We start from the raw sequence: 21,173 nt of genomic DNA on the forward strand, positions 1-21,173 counted from the left end.
ATATTACACAAAGAGTCCATGCCAATAAAGGCACTTGTGGATACTTGGCTATGGAGAGCACGTTTGTATTTTTCAAAGCTTTGCTCTGCAATTGCCTTATCTATTATTCATGTAAATAAGGAAAGACCATCTTGACATTGTCACGTGGTAACCATTTTCTCATCAGTTGCTGGAGATCATTTACTTCATAGGGTTTTACTAGAAAATCGTCCATGCCTACATCCAAGCATTTCTGTTTATCTTCTTTCATCGCGTTGGCTGAGAGTGCAATTATCGGAATGTAGTTTAAACAGCCATTCTTTACTTCTAATGCCCTAATCATTTCAGTCGCCTGAAACCCATCCAGACAGGGCATCAGGCAATCCATCAGTATAAGATCAATTTGTTTAGTACTCCACAGCCCAATAGCCTCTTTTCCATTTTTTGCAATCTCCACATCTAAACCCATTTTATTAAGCATCACCGTTGCAACCAATTGATTAGCTAGAATATCTTCTGCCAGTAGAATTGCTCCTTTAAATTCATATGATTGATCTACTTCACCGTTCATGAATCCAGACAGCTTTTTAGCGGATATGAACGGCTGTTTCCTGACTTCTCTTTTTTCCATCGAACCTAATACCGATTTCATCATATCATACAACTGTTCAGTAATAATCGGCTTTTGTAGAATGCCATTGATACCAATTTTCTCAGCATACCCAGAAACACTCCCCTCATAAGAGGAGGTCATAATAATGATAGCAACCTGACAAATCTTTTCGTCTTTTCTAACTAATTGTACAAGTTCTTCTCCTTCCATATACGACATCTGAGAATCAGTCAAAATTAGATCAAAGGGTTTCCCACTCAGGGCAGCTTGTTTTAGCAGAGAAATAACAGACCTAGGATCTTGTATAGACGTCACCTCTGTACCAAACTTTTCTAACATCGACCTTATAATGCTTAAGTTCACTTGATTACCACTAATCACCATAACATTGCTGGATAATAAACTTTTCTTAGAAATTATTTTTATTACGCCTACCCTAGGCAAAGTTAGCCTAAACCAAAAGGTGGCGCCAAGCCCAAGTTTACTCCTAACACCAATTTCTCCATCCATCAAAGAGATTAGTTTGTTACAGATAGACAAACCCAGACCAGTTCCTCCATATTTACGTATCGTTGAAGTATCAGCCTGAGTAAATTTGTTGAAGATTTTTTTCTGCTGCTCCACTGATAAACCTATACCTGTATCTATGACTTTGCAGTCAATATTTACGTTCTCTTCATCCATTTCCGTAACTACAGCTTGCACAATGACATACCCTTTTTGTGTAAACTTAATAGCATTCCCCACAAAATTTACCAATATTTGTCGGATACGAACAATGTCACCTTTGATCATCCTCGGACTGTCTGCATCATAATGCAAAATCAGCTCTACATCCTTAGCGGTGGCTTGAATCATCATGGTTTTACATACCTCGTAACACAACTTCTCAAGATTAAAGTCAATGGCTTCTAATTCCATTTGATTTGCTTCAATTCTCGAGAAATCAAGAATATCATTGATAATGGTGAGCAATGATTTACCAGAACTCGCAAGAACAGTGAGATACTCTCTTTGGAGTCCGGATAGTTCGGTGGCTTCAAGCAGTTGAACCATACCTAAAACACCGTTCATTGGCGTGCGAATTTCGTGACTCATTATCGCTAAGAATTCACTCTTTGATTTCGTACTCGCAATCGCATTTTCTCTGGCAACCTCGAGTTCCTTAGTTCTTTCCCTCACCTTGTCATCCAACGATAACTTTTCTTCTTCTAGGCGGTTAATCGAGTATTGTAATTCTGCTGCAATAGCATTAAAGCTATTATCGAGTTTGCCAATAGCATCACCAGCCAGATCAGCCTCTATCAATTTAATATCACCGCGTTCAATCCGTTCTGTTCCTTCCATTAAAACTTGTATCCGCTTAAACAGACTCAATTTCAACGCAAAGGCTAAAATTATCACCATTAATAAAATACCCACGGTAATAGCTACAAACATCATATTTCTAGCCTCATGTTAGTACTTGATACGTCTCTTTACCGTCATTAAAGATTATCTTCTTTGTTTGGAATTTATTAAACGTCACTGGCAATTTGTTTTCTATGACCGAATCATTTAGCACGATCCTAGATCTTACTAGTTTTGGCTGACTACTCACAATCACCTGTTTTTTTCATCCACTCACAGAATTTCAACAATCTCACCTCCTAGGTGGTATTGTTTTAAGACGATCTTTTCCAATATTTCTTGTATCAAATTGTGCCAAAAAATACACCACAAGCCACCCAAGCAATCACCCTTATTTAACAATTTATTTGATAACCCATTATAATTTTATTTCTGCATTCATTGCTACAGAGCCATAAGGATCGATCTTGGTCAAAACTACAAAAGTAATTAATGCATTGGATTGAGTATTGATCTGATTAATAAGAATAAACTTACCTAGTAGGTTTTCACTATTGATTAGTATGTCTTCTTTTTTGTGACGTTTTCGCAAAAATATTTTGCGTACTGTATCAAAAATAAGAAAGTAATTGATATATGGATCACTTTCCATTAAGCGGTTTAATGTTTGACTAACACTGCGCTTGATCTGCAAATACAAAAACTTGGCAAGATCAGGATTTTTAACAAAAATTTCCAAAGTATCTTCGATGTATTGCTTACGCATTTCCAGTTCATCTGCGAAAAAGTTAATGTAACTTTTTTGACGTAATTTTATTTCTTTTATAAGTGCGAATTGCATTACCATATTAGTGTAGGATCCTACACTGACCATCACAACCACCTCAGTAATCCTGATAATCAGTATTACCTGTGCTGCTAACGGCAGCTTTCTCAAAGAAAAACATCTAATCGACATATTTTACGTTACGACTCCAGTCCTTCGACATTTCAATACCCAGCTTTTTTATGCTGATTCGATTAACAATCGTCAGTGGTGCATCAATTAAACAAGACTTAATTTTGTAAAGCTTAACACCGTCTTTCAGAGATATTTACCAGAATTTTAGCCAATAAAGCACCCAACGTATAGAAATACTATTACAGATCTAAATATAGACTTAGCCTCAATACCTTTTCTCTTAGAACTCAGAATGGATGTACTTATTGCAAATGATATAGGAATAATAGCAGCTTCTTCTCCCCTTGGTATAAGGTATCAAGAGTGGTCATGAATAAGCTCAGATCTGCATAGGCGATAAGCCACGCTTATGCAGATCTGAGCTTAATTAAGTCTTGTTGGTATCTATTTAGCGAAAACCTGTAGCTTAATACTCTTAGGCTACGCTGTTCAAATAAGCACAGCCTATATTAAATGCTTGTTCCTGAAATTGCTTCAAGCCAACATCTTTCCCCATCACCATCACTGGAGTTTCTTTTATCGATTGTTTCATTTCTCTTGATGTGAAAATGACACTATCAAAATTCTCGATCAATTGTAGTGCTGCTTCGAGCTTGAAACTAATAGCACCTCCTGAGAATTTACCTTTCATAGGCCGTTCTCGAATAACAATCTTATCAACTTTGTAGTCATCCATTAGTTTTGCAAAAGACTGCTGGAATTGTCGTATTTGTCCTGCGTTAGCTGCGTTCATAACAGTAAATTTACGTGTGCGACAATCAGGCACGTCAAACAGGCCATGGGTCAGTTCAATCAGACAGATGTTCGCCTCGTTGCTTTTGAAATCGACAGCACAAATTCGCATATTTCTTATTCCATAGGTAAATGAGTGCACTATTATAGTTAAATCACAAGTTATGTTCATGAAGAAAAATAGAATGGTTGGATGTTTTATTAATTTATATAGGTATTGTCGCAAAAAGTGTTTCATAAAACTAAATTCTGTAAATGAGATTTTAAAGTTGATTCCAATTAAACTCGGAACGGTCTTCAGATCAGGTTGTTTCCTCAGAAAAGATGGCCTCTACTTTGCGAAAAGGGTCATGTAATCAACTTACTGGATACATTACTGAAAGTAAGATAATGCTCGGACTCGGCGAAAAAAGCCGTAAAAATCCTGTCTAACATAAATTATTTAGAATTGAACTTACTAAATGTAAAAACAAGTTTTGAGGCGAAAATAAGGAGATAAAAAGAGAGGCGGAGTGGAACTCAAGCTACTTTGCATTGGTTCTTATTGGGCAAGGTACTTCGTAAGTTTTCCCTAAATATGTATATATAATATCTTTCGTTTATGATAATGAAAGCTGGAAGGATCATCTGTTCAATCAGTTGGTTTTCGTACAGAAAAGATAAATCTTTGACGAACCACCACCACTATTTTTTCATATTTTCTCCTAGTGCTGGGTGGTTATCCCAGTACCGAGTTGATGTGTTCGCACAATTAAATCCTCAATAAAGATCCATTCAAAGTCGGCAATTTTAGATAACTCCTTAGAAAATTTTACGGAAATTCCTTTTTTAGACCAAAAATTAAATCGTCGATACACGCTGCTCCACTTTATAAATGAACGTAGTAAATCTCACTATGGAAGACTAGTTTCCCCTCCGTCAGGTAAAATGCACAACCTAGAGGAGACTCAGACAGACTAAAGTGCACTTTCCGCGTCCTCTTTTAGTTTGGAGATATGCATGGTTCATAACCAGTTAAATGACAATGACCAATTTTATATTAAGCAACGATTTGCTGAAGGTTATTCCTTTAGTCAGATTTTTCGAAGAGTTAGCTGTATTCACTCAACTATCAGTCGAGAAATAAAGCGCCATATCCCAAATAATTTTTACGGCATATACTGTCATCACCTTGCATCAGCAACATGCCCAATAAACAGGCGAGTACAGAGTTCGCCGGTCATGAATAAGTTGCTGAAATAACAGACGATATTTTTCATTTTGCTAGACCTTATCGGTCAAGTAATCGGGGACGGAATGAGTAAACCAAGGATCTGACAAGGCGACGTTTATTCAATGGAATTGACCTCAACGAGGTCAGTAATGAGAAAATTACCAAGATAAAACACATACACAATACATGTGGTAGAGCGCGTCTCAGGTATATATCTCCTAACGCGATTTTTTAGAGTATTTGATGGCGGCTTAAGATATAACACCTGTACATTTCACCTAACGGAGGGCGGTTTACATCCGATAAATAATACCTTAGAAAGTCATCATATGTTTTAGCTTGTCATAAACACGACCAGTGCCCTTCGTTAATTAGATTAACAGTTTCCAGTAAATATCAGTTCTCATGGTTCTAGGTATGGTGTTATAGGATAGGTTATTTTGGCGAAGTGGTATAATACTTCACCCTCCTGTTCAGAAGATACTCATCACAGATCAACACGTCCTAACACTTTGATAAATACAGCTTCCAAGAAAGTCAACAAATGTGAGTTCGTTATGTTCAACCAATTTCGGAAACATGGAGATTGGTGTCATTCCTGGGAAGGTATTTATTTCGTTCAATAGCACTTCCCCGTCTTCGGTCAAGAAGAAATCAATCCGAGAGAGGTCTTTGAGTTTTAAATGCACGAAAGCTTTTTTTGCGTATTTACGCATTAGCGTGATCTGTTTGTCTGTTAGATTTTCAGGTTTGACGCTCGTTGAGCTGTGGCTTCTAGCACTATACTTCTCCTCATATGTGTAGAAAGTTCCTTCAGACCAGCTGATTTCACCTGGATTTGTTACGACTACATTGCCATCATAATGATATACTGCAATTTCTAATTCACGCGGTATTACATTTTTCTCGACCAGTACTTGCTTTGAAAATGTAAATGCGTTTTCTACGGCTTCTTGAATCGCCTCTTTATCGGTCACTTTGTAACAGCCAATAGATGAACCTTGGCATGCAGCTTTTATAAATATTGTACCCCAAGATTCAAGAGCAGCTTCCACCCTAACCATATTATCATTATTATTTTCAGTCAGGAAAACATAAGGTGTATTTGGGATACCAATTGCGTCAAACCAGAGTTTTGATGTTATTTTGTTGAAACACAAGATGCTGGCTGATGCATCACAGCCCATAAAAGGCAAACCAGACAACTTAAGCAATGATTGGATGTCACCCGTTTCTCCAGGAAATCCGTGAATGCATGGGACAACATAGTCAATGGCAATAATGTTATCGCCAACATCCAGAGTTTTATTAAGATTCAAACGGCAACTTCTCCCATATGTATCCGTCCACCCAGAGCATTTGGTAAGCTCCACACGTATAACAGATACCGACTGCAATTTATTTAGTTCAGATTCGATATAATCCGCGGAAATCAAGGAAACTTCGTGTTCTGCACCGCCACCGCCACACAGTAATAATACTTTAGTTGGGTTCATGACCTTTAACGCTCCATATGAGAAACTACCTAAGTATAACAAAATCACAATTTATAAATTAGATGAATAATATGGAAATCGAGAGGGTAAAACAAAGAATCGAGTGTACATTTCCATCTAGCCTGAAGACAAACATCCCTAGAAATTATGGGTTGTTGATCTTTGCTATACAAAATGCGTGCAACAATATGACGGCAGCAACATTAACATGAATGACAGTGATACTATACTTGTCGTAATGCCTTTACGATTTGTCATGGAATTGTGTCCCAAACATCTGAACTAATCGCAATTCCTACGATTAGATCATCGATGGAGTTAAACAGGAGGTGATGATGGGAACGGCCAAGCACAAGATCAGCAACTGGAAACGATACAAACAACCTGAGTTGCGCATAGAAAATAAACTTAATACCAAAGTCGTAAGATAATCGTTTAAAAAACTATCGACTGCATAAAGACTTTGGCATGAATAACTTAGACGCTGTTTTCGTTGATGTCGACGACTTCTGCCAGATTTCCCGCCCTGCATGGGAAAAACTTAATGTCTTACGGTATTAAACAAAGAAATAAACCTTCTCGCCTCTCAGTTAGCAAAGTGATGACGATAGTGATATCTTTCCATCAATCTTGGTATCGAGACTTCAAAACCGATTATCCTGAATTCGTCAGCTAAACTCGAATGCTCAGGCTCATGCAAGGTATTCTGGTTCCGCTTTTTTTTACCTCACTCACCGACAGGGATTGCCTTCTTTGATTCGTTCAAGCTACAGGTTTATCATAACCTATGCATTCTCAGACATCAGGTTTTTAAAGATACCGCAAAGCAAGGAAAAGGAACGATGGGCTGGTTCCACAGCTTTAAATTATACCTTATTATCAAGGACCAAAGTGACATTATCTCAGTCAAAGTGACGACGGCTAACGTGGATGATAGGAAGCCTGCTCCGGAAACGATTTATTATTGAGACCATTTTAACCAACTAAAAAACATATCCCAAATCGAGCATTTTCGGCACCGTAGTTATATCAACTTTATGGTCAATTTGCTGGGGGGCTTATCACGTATTCATTTCAACCAAATAAACTGAGCAGCAAGATGATTCGGCTTGATAAGCAAGCTCTTATACAGATCTGAGGTTGATTAAATCAGGCCTATGACGCACTGATCACAATCTTTTTTATAGTCTTAATTTCTCTGTTGATGAACATGAATACCAAATCTTATAACTTTGTTCATCGCTTTCACATTTGCAGTACTTCACCAACTTGAGTATTGTAATCACGAAGAGTGCGTTTAGGGTTAAACAACTGTTTATAGCGAAAAATTGCTGTCTCTGCTAATGATTGTTTGTGATAACCCCTGTCCTTCTTCCACTCCACCAATTTATCTTCTTCTAACGCCTATACAGCTTTATTTCTAGGATGCCCTTCCTCCCAATACCCCGCGTTGCTTCAAGGTGGAATACTGGGCGTTATTCTTTTGTTTTTCAGTCCGTGGGAACATATTTTTGTGTCATAGGTTTCCTCAGCACTGACTTGATGTATCTTTCGTCGTAATGGATTAAGCAATTTAGGTAAAAACTCATTGTCACCCACAGAAACTAGACTAACTTCTGCAGCAATAACCTTATAAGTAGGCACATCAACGACAAGATGAAGTTTGCACTAGATGCGCTATTTCTCCTTACCGTATTTACGCGTTCTCCCTTCGCCTTAGCCGTATACCTTTAGGCCTCTAGCGTCAATAACAACATGGGTGACAGCTTCTAGATTTGGCAAACGGTACTTAACTTCTACGGTCTTCGACCGTTTACTAATGCAAGTGTATATAGGGAATTTCAGAGGGATATTCATCAACGTAAAAACAGAATAAGAGAAAGCCTTCTAATCCACTAAGAGTGAGTTTAAAAATACTTTTCACCATCAGTGCCTTGTTAATCGCGGTATCCAAAAATATAAACCCACGTCCACGATGACCCTTATGCTTTAGATAATGAAATACCTGAATGGCAGCGTCATTTCTCCAAAAAGTGACTGAGCCTCGGTTTACTAATGCTTGATTATATTGTTTCCAGTTTCTTATCTTATTCTTGCCCTTTTCCATCATAACCTCCCACTTAACTCCATGAGGATCTGATCGTAGAAATTGCCATTAGTTCAGATGTTTTGGAAATAACGCCTTTTTCAACTGATGTTTTGATTCACATGATTAAATCTCGACTTAGGCATTTAGTTCATTTCTCATGCGCAGCTCAGGTTGATTACGAATCCAGCATTGAATAACAAAGGCATGTTCAAAATGCAAGAATTTTAAGGAGTCCTTTGATAGCCACGAATTTACACTGTAAAATGACACGTATTCGTTCCTTGAACTAATAAGTTTACCTCGTTGCGTCGTAAAAACACTCTATTTGTTTTGACATAGATATGTAAATAAATGTTATTTTTTATCATGACGCGAAATGGTATCCAAGATACAAAATACGATTATTTTTATATTTTTTAGTGCTCTTAAATTTAGATAATAACTGCAACACTTATGGTCTAGCGTATTAAGGAGGTAGCTAACTATCGAAAATGGTACGCTCTTCTTTCTAAGAAAATATGCGACGGTACCATGAATTATCAACAACAACCATGGTTAGTGAGTGACCACTTATATCAGCAACCCCTGAATTGCTAATTTTGCAGTTCTAAATTGGATTTGGTTCATATATTTTCTGATGATTAATGGTAACCGAGTAGATAAATTCACTTGAGAAGTGAAGTAACCTGCAGCAAAATGTCAAAAAATATTAGTTGGAGCAATACGTGGATTTGTTCGATATTCGTAGAGAATATAACAAAGGTGGACTGAGACGCAAAGACCTACCTGAAAACCCTGTTCAATTATTTGAACGTTGGCTTAAACAAGCCATTGATGCTGAATTACCTGACCCGACGGCAATGACAGTTGCTACTGTCGATGAAAATGGTCAACCATTCCAGAGAGTCGTTTTGCTTAAACACGCCGATACAGATGGATTCGTATTTTATACCAACCTTGGAAGTCGTAAGGCTAAGCAGCTAGCAGACAACACACGTATCAGCCTGCACTTTCCTTGGCATCCATTAGATCGTCAAGTCCACATTACAGGTATAGTAGAAAAACTAAGCAAGATAAAAGTAATGACATACTTCCTTTCACGACCAAAAGAAAGCCAACTTGCTGCGTGGGCGAGTCGTCAAAGTGAGCGTATGACCACGCGTTCTGTACTTGAAAGTAAATACATGGAACTTAAAAAACAGTTTGATAAGGGTGAAGTACCATTACCGACATTTTGGGGGGGATTCAAAGTCAAAACTAATTCTCTTGAATTTTGGCAGGGTGGCGAATACCGACTTCATGACCGATTTATTTATCAGATTGAAACAAATGGAAAATGGAGTATTGAGCGCTTAGCGCCCTAGTCGATATTTTCCATTCATTGAACCATATTCTGAAACAGACTAGTCCTACTTTTCTAAGTTCTGTCGCAAAGTTAACGAAATGGGCTAACCTGTTCATGATGCTCCAATATTTCCAAGGCGCATTGCACCCCATGGAACTCAATTTCAACGGCAGGCAATATCATGACATACTGATCCTCCACTGCGGGCTTTTGGCATATGCACCTCAGTTGGAGAAGACTTTCAGGAAAAGAAAAAATGCTGTATCGACTTCCTAGTGAATGGATGAAACCTAGGTGAAAATCAAGGGTGTATAGTATTACCTGTATCGCGCTGTCGATAAGCACTGAGACACTGTGGATTTCTATCTCTTTGAAACCCGCGATGAGTCTACCGCCTTGGCCTTCTTCGACAAGATCATCGGATCTGCATGGAGTCCCTAAAAAAGTGCTCATAGACCAGAGCGATGCAATGCATTGGCACTGTTCAACCTCAATTGCGTCATCTGGTTTTAGCGTTGACCGAGATGCTCTATCATAGAGGCAATCGAGTTGAAATATCTGAACAATTTCGTGGAATAACGCCATCATCCGGTGCAATTGAAGAAGCACCAGTGCCTAGGATAAAGATCCGTTGATGATATCAAGACCATGATAGCCGTCGTCACTTTGACTGAGATAATGCCACCGTGTTCATTGATAATAAAGTATAATTTGAAGCCGTAGAACCATCCCAGAGTTCCTTTTTCTCGCTTCGCAGTACCTTTAAAAACCTGATGTCTAAGAATGCGTAGGTTGTTACAAACCTGTAACTTGGCCGAATCAACGAAAGCAATCCATGTCGGTGAGTGAGGTAAGAGTAAAGCGGAACTAGGATACCTAGCATGAATTCGAGCATTCTCGTGTAACTAACTAATTTAGGAAATTCATGGGTGAAGTAACGGCAAACAAAGTGAATGTAATAAGTTTTGAAGTCTCGATACCCAGATTGATGGAAAGCTATCACTATCGTCATCACTTCGCTAACTGAGAAGCGAGAAGGCTTGTTTCTTTGTTGGATACCGGAAGCGATTAGGTGTTTTTCCCATGCAGGGAGGAAAGTTTGGTAGAAGTCGTCGACATCGACGAAAACAACGTCTAACTTATTCACGCTCAAGTCCTCATGCGGTCGATAGTTCTTTTCAAACGATCAGATCGAGACTTGGCATTCAGTTTATTTCTTATTCGAATCTCAGGTTAATTAAGTATAAAATGATCCAATGGCCCACATCCGGAACCAAGTCGTTGGTTTTGTGCTCGGAGTAAGCAATCACTGAGGTAATGTTTTGCCTTTGTGACTGAATCGAGCATGTTTTGACCGTGTGCGAGATAAGTAGCAATTGCTGAAGAGAGGGTACAACCAGTACCATGGGTATTCATTGATGTAATTCTTGGTGATGTTATTGAATAAACCCCAGATGTATGAACTAATATGTCTGTGCAGTACTTCTCATCATCACTATGACCACCTTTAACCAACAACCATTCACAGCCAAACGTTGTAAGAGCAAGGTTTAAAATATCTCGCTTAATCTTGATGTCGTTACTTATAGATAAAGCGTAAAACTCTGGTAGATTCGGGGTAACAAGGACAGAAAATGGGAAGAGTTTGTTTTTACAGAGGGTGATGGCAGCCTCACTAAGGAGCACTTGACCTTTAGTTGATAATAGGATGGGATCAACAACAATGTTTTTGGCATGATATTGGATTAACTTATCTATCACGACCTGTGTAATTTCAGGGGTCGCTAGCATCCCAATTTTCACAGATGAAACATTAAAGTCATTAAAAATTGCATCGATTTGCGCAGCAACAATTGAAGTATCAAGTGGCGTGATATGGGTTACACCTTGAGTATTCTGAGCCGTAACAGCAGTAATAGCAGTACATGCATATGCGCCATTAGCAGTAATGCTCTTAAGGTCTGCTTGAATACCGGCACCTGATGAACTATCAGACCCTGCAATGGAGAGTACAACTGGGGGGGTATTGGTGCGAAAGTCCGTCATCGTGAGGATGATCCGTCATAAGTGTGTTTGGTAAACCTTGGTGATTATATCACGGATATAGCTAGTTTATCGATGTTTTACAGGTCCTGACGGTGTTGTTGATTAAATCAGGCCTATAGAACCCACCAACAATGTATTTATTTTCGGGAAGATATATCATACACATAGAAACCGACTGTGCTCCAAAATACAACATTAAATATGGATAACAGATTAAAAAGTAGATTGAAGGTTTTTTCTACGATAACCAAATTAATGCTGATGTGTAGTAGTCAAGAGGTGTCACGGATACCAGCATTATTAACAGCCCGTTTAACAATTTGCTTTTCCTCCCAGCCAAGCAAGCCATGTGTGTGTATTAAAGCTGAAAGGTTCGGCAACATGCCTAGCATGTTTCCCCCATGGTTAATATTAAGCGCTTTAACTGTTCTTGTGTGCGGGCAACATCGACATTTAACGTCAACGGTAGCTATAATGATCACAAAGCCCGCTGCACCAAGTATGAAACTACTCCATTTATTGACGTCGTCAATTTAACACAAGCGACAAAAATCATCCATAAATGGATACGCACGGGACAATATAACATACTTAAAAATCACAGGGAGCCTTAGTCGCCTGAATGTTATGGACGTGATCAATTTTTCTGATATTGAAAGTATGTACCAGAATAACTGGAAGTTACTCAATTTTAGAGGTCATAAATGTGTTTAGTTCAAGGTAAGTCCTCATAGGAATAATCAGTCCCTTTTACGGAATTTTCACGTCAAAATTGGCGCATTGATGCCCTCAAATAGGGTGAGTTTGCTAACACCATGCTCGGTGCTATCCTTTTTTGATGGAATTCACTACATCTACAAAGGAATGCCACAATCATGACACCAGTAAAGCTCGCTAAAACCTGCACCTTTAATTTGTTTAATTATATTAGTCTCCTATTTTCATAGCGGTTGGCGAGTAAATATAACTCAATGACTCCCTTTATAAAAAGAACACATTGGAGTATCACCTTGAAATTCGAAGACTTAGGTTTAAACAGGCGCCTGATTAAAACGATTGAACATTGGGGATTTGACACCCCAACTAAAATTCAAGTTGTAGCCATTCCTGTTGTTAATTCAGGACAAGATCTGCTTGCATCTTCTAAGACAGGTTCAGGTAAAACACTAGCATTCCTTCTTCCAGCGATGCAACGCGTCATGCGTAATAAAGCTTGGAGCCGTCGTGATCCACGTGTTGTAGTTCTTGCACCAACTCGTGAGTTGGCAAAACAAGTTTTTGGCAAACTTCGTCAACTTACTGGGGGCACACAGTACAAAGGAATATTAATTCTTGGCGGTGAAAATTTTAACGATCAAGCAAAAGATTTTCATAAAGATCCAGTGTTTGTTGTTGCGACGCCAGGTCGTTTAGCTGACCATCTCGAGCATCGACATTTGAGACTATCTGGAGTAGAGCTGTTAATTGTAGATGAAGCTGACCGATTATTTGATCTTGGCTTTGAACCACAACTAAAAATCATTAATGTGGCTGCAAACCACCGCTGTCGTCAAACCTTAATGTTTTCTGCAACTCTTGATCATCAGCAAATAAATAATTTTGCTGCAGATATGTTGAAGAATCCGCGCCGTATTGCAATTGGCTATGTAAATGAAGAACACAAGGATATTGAGCAACGTCTGTATCTTTGTGATCACCTAGGTCATAAACAAGCACTTCTTGACCGTATTCTGGACGATGAGAACTATCAGAAAATGATGGTATTTACCGCAACACGTGTAGATACTGAGCGTCTAGCAGCTTTATTTCTTGAACGTGATATCAAAGCGGTTGCATTGAGTGGCAAAGTGAACCAAGCTTCACGTAGCCGTATCATGAGCGAGTTTATGTGTGGTGTGCATGCAGTATTAGTCACTACCGACCTAGCTTCTCGTGGTTTGGATATTTCTAACGTATCACACGTTGTAAACTTCGATATGCCGAAACATCCTGAAGAGTATGTTCACCGTATCGGGCGTACTGGTCGCGCAGGTAACAAGGGCACTGCAATTTCATTTGTAAGTCCGAAGGACTGGAATAGTTTTAAAGCTATCGAAAGTTTCCTCGAAAAGAAGATTAAATTGGTAATGTTTGAAGGGTTAGAAGGTAAATTTAAAGGCCTTGTAACAAAACCTAAAAAGATCTTCACGAAAATATCACCACAATCGGGAAAATTTCAAAATAAATCTGCGAAGAAACCGATACCGAAAAAACGTAATAAGAGTTTTTATAAAGGTGTGTCGGTGGGTGATCACTTGTTTGCTTCTAAAAATAAATGGACGGACATCGGGGAATAATATCCGCAAAACGCGAAAAAAGTTCTCCGAATAAGTATTCCTTTGTCTGTTTATAATTCCACAACTTAAACGTGGCATTCAGATAATAACTGAGACACTTATAGTTTAACCTCAGATCTGCATAAGCACTTGCTTATTAAACCTAATAAGGTTGATGCTCAGCTTCTTTGGTTGAAATGAATACGTGATGAGACTAGCCAGCAAGTTAACCATAAAGATGATACAACTACGGTGCCGAAAATGCTCGATTTGGGATATATTTTTTGTTGATCAAAAACGGTTTCAATAATAAATTGTTTCCGGAGCATCAAACGATTCCAAAGTTTCACCACTTTGGATTTCATGTTTTTTCATACCAGTTATCTGTGTCACTCCCTTGTCTGCAAGTTCCCGCTCCAATAGACCAGAGATATAACCTTTATCTCCGTATAAACACCCCCAAAACTCGTCAACCCTTTCTGATACAGGCTTTCTATCATCCACGTTATCCTTCGTCACTTTGACTGAGATAATGCACCTTGGTCATTGATAATGAAGTGTAATTTAAAACCGTAGAACCACCAAATTGTTCTCTTTTCTTCACTTCTCGGTACCTTTAAAAACCTGATGTCTGAAAATACGTAGGTTGTGACAAACCTGTAGCTTGGACGAATCAACGAAGGCAATCACTAACGGTGAGTGAGGTAAGAGTAAAGCGGAACTAGAAAACTTTACATGAACTTAAGCATTTTCATGTAGCTGGCTAATTCAGGAAATTCGTTGATGAAGTAGTGACAACTAAAGTGGATGTACTAGGTTTTAAAGTCTCGATACCCAGATTGATGGAAAGCTATCACTATTATCATCACTTCACTAACATAAGAGGCGAGAAGGCATCTTTCTTTGTTTGATACCGGAAGCAATTAGGTATTTTTTCCATGCAGGGAGGAAAGTTTGGTAGAAGTCGTTGACATCGACGAGAACAGCGTCTAAGTTATTCATGCTCAAGTTCTTTTGTAGTCAATAGTTTATTTCCAACGATCAGATCTCGACTTGGACATTTAGTTCATTTCTTATACGCAGCTCAAGTTAATGTCAAGCCTCGTAAGCTATACCAATTAACCTAAGCGGTTCACATCAGTTTGAAGGCCATTTCCAGTGTCGTTTTTTTGACTTTCACAATTCTTAGTTTTGTTCGTTCTTAACCTCCCCGTTGCAAACATTGATTCAATAGGGTTTATTTTTTGAATATATGTCCAGTGCTCAGCGTGAAAATTGTAAAATGCTAGCATTTCCACTTTGTCTTTGGTCAGGCACTCCGCTGCTTTGGGATATTTAACACCATATCGTATTTCGAACTGTCTGAAGGCTTTATGTGCCTCTTGTTGTGTCTCCGCCATCCCGATATCGTGAAGCGATTCTTTCATTTTTAGTTGAATAGATTTTGGGACTTTCTTTAATAAATTGGCCGTTTTGTGTACCCAGTAGCGCTAATGACGCGTCGTTGGCCAATACTTTGTCACTGCATTCCAAAAATAGAAAGCGCCATCACCAATGGCAAGTTCAGGAGCGGTACTGATACCTTAGTACGTTAGCGGTGACAGAACTTCAAGCCAACTAACCTCTGACTCCCTATACCCATCGACAACAGATAGCACTTCCTTGCGACCGAAATCCTCGATACCGATGACAACAAGCAGGCAAAGTTTATCATCCATTCAAACTTTGCAGTAAATACCATCAGCCAAAATCTAGACATACCTCCGTTTATTTAGGTTGCGCTTACGCCACTAATCGTATTTTTCCTCCCACTGCTGCTTGAGTCAAGAAACACTGTTTGCTAATAACCACTTGGCTTGCTTACCTAAGATCAATTCTAGGGCTGGCTGCATATTGCCCGTGGAGATCCCCCGCAGGTAAAACCAAGGGCTAATCTCTTCTATGTTTTTGGTTTGCTTGAGATAGGGTGGAACAAGTCTGTTATTTAATTTGATTCCGCTCCCTGTTTTATCTCGAACTTTTGGAACCTTGACGGTAATGTCGCCGAGCCAAGTTTATTGGTGATGCTCAGGCAAATGATCATTGCGAACCACTCCCTGCTTTCCGTTAGCTTGGAGTGATGTAAAATTATCGAGCAAGGATTAAACCTCAGCTTCTATAGCTTGAGCCTACAACTGATGTACGCCTTGTTTCAGCAGTTAATTAAGCGGGTTTTCTAGTTTATGCAGCTCGGTAACGTTATGATTATTGTCCATGCGGTGTATTCCTTGTTGGTTGTTGGTATGGTGAGATCAATTAACAGGTTACACAGCATTATTTCCTACCCATACAACAGAAATCACTATATCTCACGGGAAATTCCAATCACCTATATCGCAAAGACAATCAAGTATCATCGTTCTTCAGTTTAGCGAGAGTTAAAAAGATACCATCATAACAGCACTTATTGTCCTAAAATTGCTCAAGATCTATCGGCTCGCAATCTAGCAAGTAAGTAGGTGCTTTCGCAAACAGGAGATCTGAGGTTAATCAACGAAATTTGAGTTTTAAAATACCTTTCACTATCAATGCCGTTTCAATCGCGGTATCCGAAAATATAAACCCACGCCTACGCTGACCATGATGATTTAGACAATGCCATGCCTTAATAGCAGAGACATCTATCCAAAAAGTCACTAAACCACAGTTTCACTAATGCTTGATTGTATTGTTTCCAGTTTCTGACTTTGTGCTTGGTCTTTCCCATCATCACCTCCCGATTAACTCCATGATAATCTGATCATAGGAATTGTGATTAGTTCAGATATTTAGGGAAAAAATGCCCTTCAGACTTGAATTTAAGATTTCTGAGAAAACAGTAGGAATCACACTAATTTCAATTAGGCTAAGAGGTTCCAAGAATTTTATGGGATTACAATAAGGATACTTTACCCGCCATGATATTTGGTCGTAATAAATCAAAAAAAATAGATTTACTGGCTGCTGCTGATTTTCTTAATAGATTTAAACATCCGTCCTTAATCAATCTCTGGGCGAATAAACCAGGTATTGTTACTCAATCGAGTACTAGCACCAAGGAAGTAACAGTTATCTTTCCTTTTGCAGCTGGTACATTGATCTCCGAACTTAATATGTGGCTTGAAGATAAAATGGAACAAAATACCTCATTACCTAGTTTTAATATCATTCAACGCGTAGCGATAATAAAGACTGGAATGAGACCACACCTCAAAGGTGTAAAAAATATCATTGTCGTTAGTTCAGCGAAAGGTGGCGTTGGTAAATCAACGACGTCCGCGAATCTCGCTCTATCCCTTCACGCGCAAGGAGCAAAAGTAGGATTGGTCGATGCGGACATTTATGGACCATCTTTACCTTTAATGCTTGGAACTAAAGGTAAGCAGCCTATTACATTAGATGGAAAAACCATGGAGCCAGTAGAGGCATATAATATCTACAGTAATTCAATTGGTTATTTAGTATCTGATGAGAAAGCCATGGTATGGCGTGGGCCAATGGCATCAAAAGCCTTCGCTCAATTAATCAATGAAACCAATTGGCCAAATCTAGATTATCTTATTGTCGACATGCCACCAGGCACTGGTGATGTTCAATTGAGCTTGGCACAACAATTCCCAGTTAGTGCTGCGATTGTTGTTACGACACCGCAAGACTTAGCGCTTGCTGATGCGATTAAAGGTATAGTAATGTTCGAAAAAGTTTCGGTACCCGTATTGGGAATAGTCGAAAATATGAGTTATCATATCTGTAACAAGTGTGGTCATCATGAAGCTATTTTTGGTGAAGGGGGCGCGCAAAAAATTGCATCTCAATACGGATTGTTACTTCTGGCTCAAATACCGTTGCATATAGGTATTCGTGAAGACATTGATGCGGGAATGCCGACTGTTGCGAGTAGACCGGACAGTGAACATTCTGCAATATATCGTCAGATGGCGTTACGTATAGCTAGTCAGCTGTATTGGAACTGTGAAGGTGTATCTACGCAAATATTGATTACTACTATAGAGTAAATGATCGTGAGGGAGCTATACTAAAACAAGTTAAAATACAGCCCACAGCTAGCTTTACTGATCGCATGATCAAGGCATCCCTTTGTAGGTTTAGTGCGTTCCATTAAAAATGGATAACGTCGAGCATAGAGTCAGTAAACACTCCCTACTGGAGTGTAGGGGTGTGCTTATTTCATCGTTAAATCCCTGTAAAATAGACTGATTAACCTTTGCATATGTATAAACTCGGCTTTCTTTTGGTGGAACATATCAGTAACCTCAGATCTGCATAAGTGTTTGCTTATGCAGATCTGAGGTTCATAAGGTGTAATTTGAAACCGTAGAACCACCACATCGTTCCCTTTCCTCGCTTTACGGTACCTTTAAAAACCTAATGTCTAAAAATACGTAGGTTGTAACAAACCTGTAACTTGGACGAATCAACGAAGGCAATCCCTGACGGTGAGTGAGGTAAGAACAAAGTGGCACCAGAACACCTTGCATGAGCTTATCCTCGTGTAGCTAACTAATTCAGGAAATTAGTTGGTAAGGTAGCAGAAAATAAAGTGGATGTAATAGGTTTTAAAGTCTCGATACCCCGATTGATGGAAAGCTATCACTATTGTCATCACTTCGCTAACTAAGAGGCAAGAAGGCATCTTTCTTTGTTGGATACCGGAATAAATTAGGTGTTTTTCCTATCTAGGGAGGAAAGTTTGGTAAAAGTCGTCGGCATCGACGAAAACAGAGTCTAAGTTGTTCATGCTCAAGTCCTTGTGTAGTTAATAGTTTATTTCCGACGATCAGATCTCGACTTGGACATTTAGTTCAGATCTTTTGGAAATAACACCGCTGTGGATGACAATGAGGTTATACCTATATTGCTTAACCCATTACGACGAAAGATATAGCAAGTCAGTGCTTATGGAGCCTATGACACAAGAGCATGTCACCCAGTACTGAAAAACAAAAGAATAACACCCAGTATCCCACCTAAAAGCAACGCGGTATACTGGGAGGAATGGCATCCTAGAAATCAAGCTGTAAAGGCTTTAAAATAGGACAAACTAGCGGAGTGAAAAAGAACAGGAGTTATCACAAATGATCATTAGCAGAGACAGCAATGTTTCGTTATAAACAGTTACTCAACCTTAAACTTACTCTTCGTAATTACAAGGCTCAAGTTAATGAAGCGCTAGCAAATGTGAAAGCGATGAATAAAGTTCTAAAACTCAGTATACCTGTTCGCCAGCAGACAAATTAAGACATGTAAAAAATTGGGATTAGTGCATTATAGGCCTAGTTTAATCAACAACGCCCCGTAGATGCATAAAATACACATTCCAACGCTCTGGGGTGTATGATGTTACCTTTAATCTAAAAAGGACATATGATTCTCAGCATTGTCGTTCATATAGCACAAATCTAGAAAACATAAGGGAGATTGAAAGCACCATGATCGAGACGGAATTACAGATGAAAAAACGGATTGATTATCTTGAAATGAAACTAGCGTTTCAGGATCTGACTATTGAAGAACTGAATGGTGCAATGATCCAACAGCAAATATCTCTAGACAAAATAAACGAGAGAATTACCTTCATCATTACTGAGTTGAGAACAATGGAACCTGAGAATATTGCAAATACGAATGAAGCTCCTCCACATTACTAAAACAACTATATTATGATCTTAAAGATCAGTAGCCTATTATCCATTCTATATCCGTATTAATTTTACATCCACAAAAAACACCACTAATATATTAACTTGATCTGCGCAGAAAAATGAACTAAATGTACAAGTCTCAATCTTATAATTTAATTAAAACTATTAGTCAACCTCAAATCTACATAAGCGCTTGCTTATCAAGCTGAGTTATCTTGATGCTCGGCTTCTTTGGTTGAAATGAATACGCGATGAGCCCTGCCAACAAGTTGGCCATAAAGCTGATGCAACTACGTTGCTGAAAATGCTTAATTTGGGATATATTTTTAGTTGGTCAAAAATGGTTTCAATAATAAATCGTTGCCGGAGTATCAGGCGGTCCCAAAATTTCATCACTTTGGGTTTCATATTCTTTTTTACACCCGTTATTAGTGTTACTCCCTTAGTCTGCAAGTTCCCGCTCAAATGGATCAGAGATATAATCTTTATCTCCGTATAAACACCCAGAAGTTCATCAGATATTTCAGACACAGGCTTTCTATCATCCACGTTAGCCCTTGTCATTTAGACTAAGAGAATGCTACCTTAGTCATTGATAATTAGGTATAATTTGAAGCCGTAGACCCACCACATCGTTCCTTTTCTTCACTTCTCGGTACCTTTAAAAACCTGATGTCTGAGAATACTTAGGTTGTGACAAACCTGTAGCTTAGACGAATCAACGAAGGCAATCACTAACGGTGAGTGAGGTAAGAGTAAAATGGAACCAGAAAACCTTACATGAACTTGAGCATTTTCATGTAGCTGACTAATTCAGAAAATTCGTTACTGAAGAGGAGATAAGGCTTGTTTCTTTGTTTGATACCGGAAGAAATTAGGTATTTTTCCCATGTATGGAGGAAAATCTGAAAAAGTCGTCGACATCGACGAAAACAGTGTCTAAGTTATTCATTCTCAAATCCTTGTGCAGTCAATAGTTTATTTTAAACAATTAGATCTAGACTTTGTCATTTAGTTCAGATCTTATGTGCAGCTCAGGTTTATTACAATGTTTAAGTTGGTGAAGCGTTGGCAAATATGAAAGCGATGAATAAAGTTATAAGACTCGATATGCCTATTCGCCAGCAGATAAATTAAGACTGTAAAAAATTGGGATCAGTGCATTATAAGCCTGATTTAATCAACAGCGCCATATATTACCATTCACAATTAGAAAACACCCTCCATCAAGTAAAATACACAACCTAGCGGAGAGTCAGCCAGATTAAAGTACATTCTCCGTATCCTATTTTGGCTTGGAGATCTGCATGGCTCATCAACAGTTAAATGACAATGACCGATTTTATATTGAGT

18 protein-coding genes and 8 pseudogenes are annotated in these 21,173 nt (G+C 38.7%); 10 read left to right on the forward strand and 16 right to left on the reverse strand.

Features of this window, described 5'->3' with window-relative positions; genetic code table 11:
- Nucleotides 1–103: 103 nt before the first annotated feature.
- From BTN49_RS09740 to BTN49_RS09750, 3 genes are all read right to left on the reverse strand, one after another.
- Complete coding sequence (locus BTN49_RS09740; protein WP_158523726.1) at nucleotides 104–2,032, reverse strand: response regulator; 1,929 nt, start codon at nucleotides 2,030–2,032, stop codon at nucleotides 104–106.
- Nucleotides 2,033–2,360: 328 nt separating this feature from the next.
- Nucleotides 2,361–2,816 (reverse strand): hypothetical protein, encoded by a 456-nt coding sequence (locus tag BTN49_RS09745; RefSeq protein WP_097357026.1) that lies wholly within the window; start codon nucleotides 2,814–2,816, stop codon nucleotides 2,361–2,363.
- A 502-nt stretch (nucleotides 2,817–3,318) separates the two neighbouring features.
- Entirely contained in the window at nucleotides 3,319–3,747 is a 429-nt protein-coding gene (locus BTN49_RS09750; RefSeq protein ID WP_097357027.1) for a DUF3010 family protein, read from the reverse strand.
- An 887-nt stretch (nucleotides 3,748–4,634) separates the two neighbouring features.
- Between BTN49_RS09750 and BTN49_RS21155 the strand changes: the two genes are divergently transcribed.
- Entirely contained in the window at nucleotides 4,635–4,877 is a 243-nt protein-coding gene (locus BTN49_RS21155) for a helix-turn-helix domain-containing protein (RefSeq protein WP_097357028.1), read from the forward strand.
- A 465-nt stretch (nucleotides 4,878–5,342) separates the two neighbouring features.
- Here BTN49_RS21155 and BTN49_RS09760 read toward each other — a convergent pair whose 3' ends face one another.
- Nucleotides 5,343–6,344, reverse strand: a complete 1,002-nt coding sequence (locus BTN49_RS09760; protein ID WP_097357029.1) for a D-alanine--D-alanine ligase — start codon at nucleotides 6,342–6,344, stop codon at nucleotides 5,343–5,345.
- Between the two features lie 544 nt (nucleotides 6,345–6,888).
- On the opposite strand from BTN49_RS09760, the gene BTN49_RS19360 reads away from it, so the two are divergent.
- The 3 genes and pseudogenes from BTN49_RS19360 to BTN49_RS22515 form a co-directional block, all read left to right on the forward strand.
- Nucleotides 6,889–7,020, forward strand: coding sequence for a hypothetical protein (locus tag BTN49_RS19360; protein ID WP_263363882.1), 132 nt, complete (start codon nucleotides 6,889–6,891; stop codon nucleotides 7,018–7,020).
- Between the two features lie 115 nt (nucleotides 7,021–7,135).
- Nucleotides 7,136–7,312, forward strand: coding sequence for a transposase (locus tag BTN49_RS18260; RefSeq protein WP_241896501.1), 177 nt, complete (start codon nucleotides 7,136–7,138; stop codon nucleotides 7,310–7,312).
- Nucleotides 7,284–7,405 (forward strand): annotated as a pseudogene (locus BTN49_RS22515) (transposase); the annotation flags it as partial. The gene BTN49_RS18260 and the pseudogene BTN49_RS22515, both read left to right, overlap by 29 nt.
- Nucleotides 7,406–7,533: 128 nt before the next feature.
- Here the strand turns inward: BTN49_RS22515 and BTN49_RS09770 are convergent.
- Nucleotides 7,534–8,451, reverse strand: a pseudogene (locus tag BTN49_RS09770) (IS5 family transposase).
- Nucleotides 8,452–9,158: 707 nt separating this feature from the next.
- Here BTN49_RS09770 and pdxH point away from each other — a divergent pair.
- Nucleotides 9,159–9,797, forward strand: a complete 639-nt coding sequence (pdxH, locus tag BTN49_RS09775; RefSeq protein ID WP_097357030.1) for a pyridoxamine 5'-phosphate oxidase — start codon at nucleotides 9,159–9,161, stop codon at nucleotides 9,795–9,797.
- A gap of 71 nt (nucleotides 9,798–9,868) precedes the next feature.
- Here the strand turns inward: pdxH and BTN49_RS09780 are convergent, their stop codons facing one another.
- The 3 genes and pseudogenes from BTN49_RS09780 to thiD form a co-directional block, all read right to left on the reverse strand.
- Nucleotides 9,869–10,387, reverse strand: coding sequence for a hypothetical protein (locus BTN49_RS09780; protein ID WP_146679355.1), 519 nt, complete (start codon nucleotides 10,385–10,387; stop codon nucleotides 9,869–9,871).
- Between the two features lie 44 nt (nucleotides 10,388–10,431).
- Nucleotides 10,432–10,925 (reverse strand): annotated as a pseudogene (locus BTN49_RS22520) (transposase); the annotation flags it as partial.
- A gap of 86 nt (nucleotides 10,926–11,011) precedes the next feature.
- Nucleotides 11,012–11,824: a bifunctional hydroxymethylpyrimidine kinase/phosphomethylpyrimidine kinase gene (thiD, locus tag BTN49_RS09790; protein WP_097357033.1), complete on the reverse strand. Its 813-nt coding sequence runs from the start codon at nucleotides 11,822–11,824 to the stop codon at nucleotides 11,012–11,014.
- Between the two features lie 1,010 nt (nucleotides 11,825–12,834).
- On the opposite strand from thiD, the gene BTN49_RS09795 reads away from it, so the two are divergent.
- Nucleotides 12,835–14,160: a DEAD/DEAH box helicase gene (locus BTN49_RS09795; RefSeq protein WP_097357034.1), complete on the forward strand. Its 1,326-nt coding sequence runs from the start codon at nucleotides 12,835–12,837 to the stop codon at nucleotides 14,158–14,160.
- Between the two features lie 111 nt (nucleotides 14,161–14,271).
- Here the strand turns inward: BTN49_RS09795 and BTN49_RS22525 are convergent.
- From BTN49_RS22525 to BTN49_RS19370, 3 genes and pseudogenes are all read right to left on the reverse strand, one after another.
- Nucleotides 14,272–15,141, reverse strand: a pseudogene (locus tag BTN49_RS22525) (IS982 family transposase).
- 116 nt (nucleotides 15,142–15,257) lie between these two features.
- A complete protein-coding gene (locus tag BTN49_RS09805) occupies nucleotides 15,258–15,566 on the reverse strand; it encodes a transposase (RefSeq protein WP_241896498.1) in 309 nt (102 codons plus the stop codon).
- A gap of 156 nt (nucleotides 15,567–15,722) precedes the next feature.
- Nucleotides 15,723–15,857, reverse strand: coding sequence for a hypothetical protein (locus BTN49_RS19370; RefSeq protein ID WP_263363880.1), 135 nt, complete (start codon nucleotides 15,855–15,857; stop codon nucleotides 15,723–15,725).
- A gap of 504 nt (nucleotides 15,858–16,361) precedes the next feature.
- On the opposite strand from BTN49_RS19370, the gene BTN49_RS13335 reads away from it, so the two are divergent.
- Nucleotides 16,362–16,550 (forward strand): hypothetical protein, encoded by a 189-nt coding sequence (locus BTN49_RS13335; RefSeq protein ID WP_146679356.1) that lies wholly within the window; start codon nucleotides 16,362–16,364, stop codon nucleotides 16,548–16,550.
- 121 nt (nucleotides 16,551–16,671) lie between these two features.
- Here BTN49_RS13335 and BTN49_RS09810 read toward each other — a convergent pair.
- A pseudogene (locus BTN49_RS09810) lies at nucleotides 16,672–16,885 on the reverse strand (transposase); the annotation flags it as partial.
- A gap of 190 nt (nucleotides 16,886–17,075) precedes the next feature.
- Here BTN49_RS09810 and apbC point away from each other — a divergent pair.
- Nucleotides 17,076–18,173 carry an iron-sulfur cluster carrier protein ApbC gene (gene apbC / locus BTN49_RS09815; protein WP_097357036.1) on the forward strand — a complete coding sequence of 366 codons (1,098 nt, stop codon included), beginning with the start codon at nucleotides 17,076–17,078 and terminating at the stop codon, nucleotides 18,171–18,173.
- Nucleotides 18,174–18,471: 298 nt separating this feature from the next.
- On the opposite strand, the pseudogene BTN49_RS22530 reads toward apbC, so the two are convergent.
- Nucleotides 18,472–18,916 (reverse strand): annotated as a pseudogene (locus BTN49_RS22530) (transposase); the annotation flags it as partial.
- Between the two features lie 87 nt (nucleotides 18,917–19,003).
- Between BTN49_RS22530 and BTN49_RS18270 the strand changes: the two are divergent.
- Both BTN49_RS18270 and BTN49_RS09825 read left to right on the forward strand, forming a co-directional pair.
- Nucleotides 19,004–19,416 (forward strand): annotated as a pseudogene (locus tag BTN49_RS18270) (transposase); the annotation flags it as partial.
- Between the two features lie 212 nt (nucleotides 19,417–19,628).
- Nucleotides 19,629–19,826, forward strand: a complete 198-nt coding sequence (locus BTN49_RS09825; protein WP_223823815.1) for a SlyX family protein — start codon at nucleotides 19,629–19,631, stop codon at nucleotides 19,824–19,826.
- A gap of 204 nt (nucleotides 19,827–20,030) precedes the next feature.
- Here the strand turns inward: BTN49_RS09825 and BTN49_RS13345 are convergent, their stop codons facing one another.
- The 3 genes and pseudogenes from BTN49_RS13345 to BTN49_RS22535 all read right to left on the reverse strand — a co-directional run.
- Nucleotides 20,031–20,384 (reverse strand): transposase, encoded by a 354-nt coding sequence (locus BTN49_RS13345; protein WP_146679358.1) that lies wholly within the window; start codon nucleotides 20,382–20,384, stop codon nucleotides 20,031–20,033.
- 81 nt (nucleotides 20,385–20,465) lie between these two features.
- Nucleotides 20,466–20,555 carry a transposase gene (locus tag BTN49_RS18275; RefSeq protein ID WP_223823814.1) on the reverse strand — a complete coding sequence of 30 codons (90 nt, stop codon included), beginning with the start codon at nucleotides 20,553–20,555 and terminating at the stop codon, nucleotides 20,466–20,468.
- Between the two features lie 107 nt (nucleotides 20,556–20,662).
- Nucleotides 20,663–20,772 (reverse strand): annotated as a pseudogene (locus BTN49_RS22535) (IS982 family transposase); the annotation flags it as partial.
- Between the last annotated feature and the right edge of the window lie 401 nt (nucleotides 20,773–21,173).

The organism is Candidatus Enterovibrio escicola, assembly GCF_002464935.1.
GTDB classification, from domain to species: domain Bacteria; phylum Pseudomonadota; class Gammaproteobacteria; order Enterobacterales; family Vibrionaceae; genus Enterovibrio; species Enterovibrio escicola.

Excerpts from the sequence above, each read along its gene's own strand:
- BTN49_RS09740 (WP_158523726.1), bottom strand. The coding sequence starts at position 2,032 with ATGTTTGTAGCTATTACCGTGGGTATTTTATTAATGGTGATAATTTTA.
- BTN49_RS09745 (WP_097357026.1), bottom strand. The coding sequence starts at position 2,816 with ATGGTCAGTGTAGGATCCTACACTAATATGGTAATGCAATTCGCACTT.
- BTN49_RS09750 (WP_097357027.1), bottom strand. The coding sequence starts at position 3,747 with ATGCGAATTTGTGCTGTCGATTTCAAAAGCAACGAGGCGAACATCTGT.
- BTN49_RS21155 (WP_097357028.1), top strand. The coding sequence starts at position 4,635 with ATGGTTCATAACCAGTTAAATGACAATGACCAATTTTATATTAAGCAA.
- BTN49_RS09760 (WP_097357029.1), bottom strand. The coding sequence starts at position 6,344 with ATGAACCCAACTAAAGTATTATTACTGTGTGGCGGTGGCGGTGCAGAA.
- BTN49_RS19360 (WP_263363882.1), top strand. The coding sequence starts at position 6,889 with ATGTCTTACGGTATTAAACAAAGAAATAAACCTTCTCGCCTCTCAGTT.
- thiD (WP_097357033.1), bottom strand. The coding sequence starts at position 11,824 with ATGACGGACTTTCGCACCAATACCCCCCCAGTTGTACTCTCCATTGCA.
- BTN49_RS09805 (WP_241896498.1), bottom strand. The coding sequence starts at position 15,566 with ATGAAAGAATCGCTTCACGATATCGGGATGGCGGAGACACAACAAGAG.
- BTN49_RS19370 (WP_263363880.1), bottom strand. The coding sequence starts at position 15,857 with ATGGATGATAAACTTTGCCTGCTTGTTGTCATCGGTATCGAGGATTTC.
- BTN49_RS13335 (WP_146679356.1), top strand. The coding sequence starts at position 16,362 with ATGCAGCTCGGTAACGTTATGATTATTGTCCATGCGGTGTATTCCTTG.
- apbC (WP_097357036.1), top strand. The coding sequence starts at position 17,076 with ATGATATTTGGTCGTAATAAATCAAAAAAAATAGATTTACTGGCTGCT.
- BTN49_RS09825 (WP_223823815.1), top strand. The coding sequence starts at position 19,629 with ATGAAAAAACGGATTGATTATCTTGAAATGAAACTAGCGTTTCAGGAT.
- BTN49_RS13345 (WP_146679358.1), bottom strand. The coding sequence starts at position 20,384 with ATGACAAGGGCTAACGTGGATGATAGAAAGCCTGTGTCTGAAATATCT.